We start from the raw sequence: 7,043 nt of genomic DNA on the forward strand, positions 1-7,043 counted from the left end.
GGCTCCGGGGCCGCGGCGGGGGCCTCGGCGGGCGCGGCCGCCGCGCCGGCACCCGCGGCGCCGTCCTCGATGACAGCCAGCTCGACGCCGACCTCGACGGTCTCGTCCTCGGCGACCTTGATCGAGCCGAGCACGCCGGAGGCCGGCGCGGGGATCTCGGTGTCGACCTTGTCGGTGCTGACCTCGAGGAGCGGCTCGTCGGCCTCGACCCGCTCGCCTTCCTTCTTCAGCCAGCGGGTGACCGTCCCCTCGGAGACGCTCTCCCCGAGGCGGGGCATCGTGACGGATACTGACATGCTGACAACGACTCCTTCGTCGCGCCCGGCGCCCTCCCCACCACACCCGGTCGGGCCGGGCGGGGCGGACGCGGGCACCGCGGGCTAGCTGTGGACGTGCCTAGCTGTGGACGTGCAGTGGCTTGCCGGCGAGAGCGAGGTGCGCCTCGCCGAGCGCCTCGGAGAGGGTCGGGTGCGGGTGGAGGAGCTGGGCCACGTCGGCGGGGTATGCCTCCCAGTTGGTGATGAGCTGGGCCTCGGCGATGAGCTCGCCGACCCGGTCGCCCACCATGTGGACGCCGACGACCGGGCCGTCCGCAGCCGAGACCACGGTCACCGCGCCCGCGGAGCGCAGGATCCGTGCCTTTCCGTTGCCCGCCAGGTGGTACGTGGCGGTGTTGATCTCCCCGTGGCGTTCCCGGGCGGCGGCCGCGGTCAGACCCACGGACGCCACCTCGGGATGGGAGTAGGTGACCCGCGGGACGTTGTCGTAGTCGACCGGTACCGGGTCGAGCCCGGCGAGCAGCTCGGCCGCGAGGATGCCCTCGGCGAACGCGACGTGGGCCAGTTGTGGCCCGGGCCGGACGTCCCCGAGGGCCGAGACCGTGGGGATGTTCGTCCGCAGGTGCGTGTCGACGAGGACATGGCCGCGGTCCGTCGAGACGCCGACCTCGTCCAGGCCGAGGCCGGCGGAAACCGGGCCGCGCCCGACCGCGACGAGCAGGAGCTCGGCGTCGACGGTGGACCCGTCCTCCAGGACGACGGTCACGCCCTGGTCGGTGGTCTTCGCGCCCGCGAGAGGCACCCCGAGGCGCAGGGCGATGCCCCGGGCGCGGAACGCGCGTTCGAGCAGCTTCGAGCTGGCCTCGTCCTCGGCCGGGACGAGATGGCCCAGCGCCTCGACGATGGTCACCTCGGCGCCGAACGAACGCCAGACCGACGCGAACTCGCAGCCGATCGCCCCGCCGCCGAGCACCACCACCGACCCCGGGACGTGCTCCAGCGCCAGCGCGTCCCCGCTGTCGATGACCGTCCGGTGGTCGAGGTCGAGGCCGGGCAGCGTTCGCGCGGCCGAGCCGGTGGCGAGCAGCACGTGCCGGGCCTCGACCACCCGGTCGCCGACGGTCACCGCGGTCGGGGACACCAGCCGGCCGGTGCCCGTGACGACCTCGATGCCCCGGGCCCGGACCAGTCCGCTCAGGCCCTTGTACAGGCCGTCGACCACCGAGTCGCGGTATGCGCCGACCCCGGCCATGTCGATGCCGTCCAGGGTGGCCCGGATGCCGAAGGTCTCGCTGGCGGCGACGGTGTCGACGACCTCCGCCGCGTGCAGCAGCGCCTTCGTCGGGATGCAGCCGCGGTGCAGGCAGGTGCCGCCGAGCTTGTCCTTCTCGATCAGGACGACCCGCAGGCCGAGCTCGGCGGCGCGCAGCGCGGCGGCGTACCCGCCGCTGCCACCCCCGAGGACGACCAGGTCGACGGGACCGGCCGCTGTGTCCGCCACGCGAGGGGTCCCTTCTTCGTCGACTTGCGGACGGGTGGGGTCACGGCCTGGCGGCGGGGAGGAGCGTGGTCGTCGTCCAGGCCGGTGAGCCCCGCCGGGGCGGCACCCGACCGCGGGACGGGCGTCCCGCCGGGTGACACGCTCCGGCCCGCCCAGTCTTTCACGACGAGGCGGTTGGACTGCGCCGACTGTGCCGCATCACGCGACGTCCGTTCGTGTCACCCGGCCTCTCACCCGGCCTCTCGCGCGGCGGCGCGCGGCGGTGGCGCCGCACGTCACGGGGTGGTGGCGGCCCTGTCCTCGGCGAGCTGGACGAGGGTGCGCACGATGGCCCCGGTACCGCCTCTGGGCGTGTAGCCGTAGGGCTCGCCGCCGTTCCAGGACGGGCCGGCGATGTCGACGTGCGCCCAGGGGATCTCCTCGGGCACGAAGGCGGCGAGGAAGTGGGCGGCGAGCAGCATGCCCGCGTCGCGGTTCCCGCCCGGCGCCACGTTCGCCAGGTCGGCGACCACCGAGTCGAGGCTCTTGCGCAGCTCCGGCGGCATCGGCATCGGCCATACCGTCTCGCCGGCGCGCCCGGCGGCGGCGACCACCGCGTCGGTCGCCTCGGAGCGGCCCATCACCCCGCTCGTGCGGGTGCCCAGCGCGACGATCTGCGCGCCGGTGAGGGTGGCGACGTCAACGACGAGCGCCGGAGTGTCCTCGGACGCGCGGGCCAGCGCGTCGCCGAGCACGAGCCGCCCCTCGGCGTCGGTGTTGAGCACCTCGACCCGCTTGCCGCCGCGCAGCGTGATCACGTCGGAGGGCCGGATGGCGTCGCCGGAGGGCATGTTCTCCGCGCACGGCATCCAGCCGGTCACGTTGAGCGCCAGGCCCAGCCGTGCGGCCGCGACGACGGCCGCGAGCACGGAGGCCGCGCCGGCCATGTCGCTCTTCATCCACTCCATGGACACCGGCGGCTTCAGCGACAGGCCGCCGGAGTCGAACGTGATGCCCTTGCCCACCAGGGCGAGGTCGGTGCCGGCCGGCTCGCCCCTGGCCGCCCCGGTGCCGGCGGCACCCTGGTAGCGCAGCCGGATCAGCCGCGGCGGGTTGGCCGAGCCCTGGCCGACACCGAGCAGGCCTCCGTAGCCGCCCTCGGCGAGCGCCTCCTCGTCGAGCACCGTCACCTCGACGCCGGCCGCGTCGCCACGCTCCACCGCGATCTCGGCCAGCCGGGCCGGCGAGAGGTGGCTCGGCGGGGTGTTCACCAGGTCCCGCACCAGCGTGACGGCCTCACCGATGATCGTCGCACGCTCCAGTGCGGCCTCGGCCGCCGCCAGGTCGGACGGGTCCTCGACCGTCAGGACCAGCTCGCGCACGGGTGCAGGCCCGTTCGGCGAGGTGCGCAGGCTGTCGAACGCGTAGGCGCCCAGCAGCGAGCCCTCGGCCGCCGCGCGCAGCGTGGACGCGGTGGGCCGCCCGGTGGCGAGCGCGAGCGTCGAGGCGACCCGGGCGGTGCCGGCGAGCGCGCGGACGGCGGCGCCGGCCGCGCGGCGCAGCGTCTCGGTGTCGGTGTCGGCGCTGGCACCGCCCGCTTCCTCACCCGCTCCGGCGGTACCGGCGGTGAACGCGGCGTGCTCCCCGACGCCGACCGCGAGCACGGTCGGGGCCTTCAGCGTCCCGAGCGTGGCGAAGCGGACGATGTCGCCGGTGGCTCCGGTCGCGCCGAGGTCGGCGAGGATCCGGGCCAGCCGGCCGCCGAGCGCCGCGTCGAGGGCGCCGGTCCCGCCGAGGGGCACCGGACCGTCGTCGCCCTTGGCCATTCCGATCACGACGGCGTCGACGTCGAGGTCGGTGAGGGCTGCGGAGGCGGCAGAGGTGACGGTCATGCTTCGAGCGTATTGGGCCCCGGGACCTGTGGCCTGGTGTGGCACCGAGGCGGTGGGCTGCCGGTGGCCGGAGGGGACAGCGGGAAATCGCCCCGTCACCGCGCCGTCATCCCGCCGGCCCGTGGCCACGTGGTCCCGTCCGGGCCGCCGCCGGCGTGCCGAAGTGACGTCCCGGGCGGCTACGCTGCCGGTATGGGAGAGCTGCGTCGGTCCCCGCTGCACGAACGGCACGTCGAGCTGGGCGCCAAGACGGCCGCCTTCGGCGGGTGGGAGATGCCGATCGAGTACGCCGGCCGGGGCGTGCTCGCCGAGCACGCGGCCGTCCGCGGCGCGGTGGGGATCTTCGACGTCAGCCACCTGGGCAAGGCCCGGGTCGCCGGCCCCGGCGCGGCCGAGTTCGTCAACACCTGCCTGACCAACGACCTGAGGCGGGTCGGCCCCGGCCAGGCGCAGTACACGCTGTGCTGCGACGAGACCGGCGGCGTCGTCGACGACCTGATCGCTTACTACTACGCCGCCGACAACGTGTTCCTCGTGCCCAACGCGGCCAACACCGCCGAGGTCGTCCGGCGGCTCGCCGCGCAGGCGCCCGCCGGCGTCGCCGTCACCGACCTGCACACCGAGTTCGCGGTGCTCGCGGTGCAGGGCCCCGCCGCGCCGGAGGTGCTGCGCAAGCTCGGCCTGCCCGCCGACGGTGCCTACATGAGCTTCGCCGACGCCGAGTGGAAGGGGCGGCCCGTCATCGTCTGCCGCTCCGGCTACACCGGCGAGGCGGGCTTCGAGCTCCTGCCGCGCTGGGCGGACGCGGTGCCGTTCTGGGACGAGCTGCTGACGGTGGTGACCGGCCTCGGTGGCCTGCCGTGTGGCCTCGGCGCCCGGGACACCCTGCGCACCGAGATGGGCTACCCGCTGCACGGCCAGGATCTCTCCCTGTCCATCAGCCCGGTGCAGGCCCGGTCGGGGTGGGCCGTCGGCTGGGACAAGCCGGCGTTCTGGGGCCGCGAGGCGCTGCTCGCCGAGCGCGCGGCGGGCCCGGCGCGGTCACTGTGGGGGCTGCGCTCGAACGACCGCGGCATCCCGCGCCCGCACATGCGGGTGAGCGGCCCGGACGGTGCCGAGCTCGGCGAGGTCACCAGCGGCACGTTCTCCCCGACCCTGCGGCAGGGCATCGGCCTTGCCCTGCTCGACCGCTCCGTGACCGCCGGCGACGAGGTGGCCGTGGACGTGCGCGGCCGCGTCTCGACGATGACGGTCGTCCGCCCGCCGTTCGTCTCCGCCTCTCCCCGATGACGCCGGCGGGCCGCGCCGACGCGAGCCGCCGGGCGGCCGGACTCCCGGGCGCCCGGCGGCCCGCCTCAGCGGGTGACGAGCGGTGTCAGCCGGTCACGCGTTCCGGCTCGGCGAAGTCCAGCAGGGCGGCGCGGTCCTCGCGCAGGACGAATCCGGCCTCGACGGTCTTGTCGGCGCTGGTGCCGTAACGCTGCTGGTAGGCCGCGCGGGTCGGGTACAGCTCGGCGACGCGGTCGGCGGGAAGTGGCGTGGTCGAGCCGAGCAGCAGGCAGATCGTCGACAGCTTCGGCCCGGGATCACCCGAGAGCACGTCGATGGGAACGTCGACGGGCGGTGTGCGGACACCACCGAGGGCGATGCCGTCCGCGTCACGGCGCACGCCCGGCAGCAGGCCTTCCGTCAGCTCGACGCGCGGCCCGGTGACCGGTGCCCGGCCGGTCTCCAGCCAGTCGGTGAGCCCCCGCAGGGCAGCCTTCGCGACCAGGTGCAGGGGACCGTTGTTGATCGGGACGCCGCAGTCGATCGAGGCCGCGTTGGCGCCGAGCAGGTGCGCGTCGGCGTGTGCGGTGCCGGCGACCTCCCACAGCCGGAAGCGGTCGCTGTCGGGCTGCCGGGCCTTGCTGGAGTTGAGGATGCCGGTCAGGTCCGACTCGGTCTGCACGTCGAACACGGGTGCCGTCTGGTCGGTGCGGAACGTCGTCGGGGAGCTGAGCAGCGCGCCGGTGAGGTCCGCCCCCTGGCCGGGCCCGACCAGGGGCAGCGCGGAGGCGCCCCGGCTGTGCACGTAGAAGCCGTCGAAGGCGGCGGTGATCGGCTGGACGCCGTTGTAGTACGTGACCATCGCGAACGCCGACTGGGACTCGCCCGCGGCGACCAGCCGCCGCGGCTGCAGGCCGTCGAGCGCGGCGCCGGCCCGGAGGCCGCGGGCGACCTGGGACAGGATGTCGAACGAGAACCCGTCGCCGGGGTGCGCCAGCGAGCCGTACCGGGCCGGATCGATCGCCTTCAGTCCCTTGCCGGCGAGCTCCGAGCCGGGGCCGGGGGCCTGCACGAGAACCTGGCCGCCGATCACGCCGATCTGCTGCGCGGACACGCCGACCCAGACATGGCCCTGCCGGGTGATCTCCTCGTGCAGGTTGGCCCACTCGGGGTCGGCGTCCACCCCGCCGCTGACGTTCAGCCATTCGACGATCACAGTGCCGCTGAACTCCGCGGCCTGAGCCGGCCGGCGTACGAGGACCCGGGTGCGGTACGAGGCGCTCCCGTCGGGTTCGAACGTCCATCGGCCGTCCTGGGGGAGCCCGCCCACGGCGCGGTAGGACGACGCCGTCCCGGCCGCCGCGTACTCGTGCTCGACGTAGCCGGCCTGGGCCAGGTCCACCGTGACGGCGGCGCCGATGAACGGGCCGTTCCCACCGGTCAGCTCCTGCGACAGGTCGGCCGCGATGTCAGGCGGAGGTCCGCCCGGGCCGCCGCCCGGCACGGTCCAGCAGGCCGGTAACGCCAGCAGCGCGAGGCCCGTGAGCACCACCGCCATCGGCGCGCGCGCCGCGCGCCGCCGGGAGGGCGGCCCGCTCCCGGCCCCGACTGCGTTGGGGATCGGTTCCCGAACATGGCTGGGACGGAGTCTCACAGGTCCTCCTCGGCCCGCGCCCGGTACTCTGCGCGGCGATGCTCGCCGACTGTGCGTCGGTGGTGGCGACCAGTGAGTCACGCAGGGGCCACGGCGGACAACGCTTCGCGAGTGGTACCGCGAGGCGCGAATCCTGCTGGGCGGGCCCCGAAAGGTCCTCCGGGAGTCAGGGCACCGATATCTACCGGTGGGTAACTTCGGGTCCGGTTCCGCGGCCGCCCGATCCGGATGATCGCTACGGGCTTTCGTCGCACTGGCACCAAGGTGCCGACCAGCCGCGGGCCGCGGCACAAGTCCGCGGAACTCCACCCGGCCGTGATGCTGAGCTACGTCCGACTTGGTACTAGTGTCCCGGTCCGGAGATTCGCGCGCAGTAGTGCCCGATCGCGTCGATGATCTGGTCGGCGGTCCTGGTCCACTTGAAGGGCCTGGCGTTCTCGTTCCAGTGACTGATCCAGTTTTCGAGGGCG

At 74.6% G+C, this 7,043-nt stretch carries 5 protein-coding genes; 1 reads left to right on the forward strand and 4 read right to left on the reverse strand.

Annotated features, from left to right (window positions below):
• The 3 genes from FMEAI12_RS27940 to FMEAI12_RS27950 all read right to left on the reverse strand — a co-directional run.
• Positions 1–296 (reverse strand): biotin/lipoyl-containing protein (locus FMEAI12_RS27940; protein WP_304598636.1); only part of this gene is annotated, 296 nt, incomplete at its 3' end.
• A gap of 100 nt (positions 297–396) precedes the next feature.
• The gene (gene lpdA / locus FMEAI12_RS27945; protein WP_071065371.1) at positions 397–1,779 is read right to left on the reverse strand and encodes a dihydrolipoyl dehydrogenase; all 1,383 of its coding nucleotides are present in this window, start codon (positions 1,777–1,779) and stop codon (positions 397–399) included.
• Between the two features lie 275 nt (positions 1,780–2,054).
• Positions 2,055–3,650 (reverse strand): leucyl aminopeptidase, encoded by a 1,596-nt coding sequence (locus tag FMEAI12_RS27950; RefSeq protein WP_112108419.1) that lies wholly within the window; start codon positions 3,648–3,650, stop codon positions 2,055–2,057.
• A 192-nt stretch (positions 3,651–3,842) separates the two neighbouring features.
• Here FMEAI12_RS27950 and gcvT point away from each other — a divergent pair, with 192 nt between their 5' ends.
• Positions 3,843–4,940, forward strand: coding sequence for a glycine cleavage system aminomethyltransferase GcvT (gcvT, locus tag FMEAI12_RS27955; RefSeq protein WP_112108420.1), 1,098 nt, complete (start codon positions 3,843–3,845; stop codon positions 4,938–4,940).
• 85 nt (positions 4,941–5,025) lie between these two features.
• Here the strand turns inward: gcvT and FMEAI12_RS27960 are convergent, their stop codons facing one another.
• Positions 5,026–6,477, reverse strand: a complete 1,452-nt coding sequence (locus tag FMEAI12_RS27960; RefSeq protein ID WP_112108421.1) for an alpha/beta hydrolase domain-containing protein — start codon at positions 6,475–6,477, stop codon at positions 5,026–5,028.
• Positions 6,478–7,043 lie beyond the last annotated feature (566 nt).

It is taken from the genome of Parafrankia sp. Ea1.12, assembly GCF_900465275.1.
Lineage (GTDB): Bacteria > Actinomycetota > Actinomycetes > Frankiales > Frankiaceae > Parafrankia > Parafrankia soli.

What these genes read in the sequence shown, in the direction of transcription:
- FMEAI12_RS27950 (WP_112108419.1), bottom strand. Translation starts at nt 3,650, where the DNA reads ATGACCGTCACCTCTGCCGCCTCCGCAGCCCTCACCGACCTCGACGTC.
- gcvT (WP_112108420.1), top strand. Translation starts at nt 3,843, where the DNA reads ATGGGAGAGCTGCGTCGGTCCCCGCTGCACGAACGGCACGTCGAGCTG.
- FMEAI12_RS27960 (WP_112108421.1), bottom strand. Translation starts at nt 6,477, where the DNA reads ATGGCGGTGGTGCTCACGGGCCTCGCGCTGCTGGCGTTACCGGCCTGC.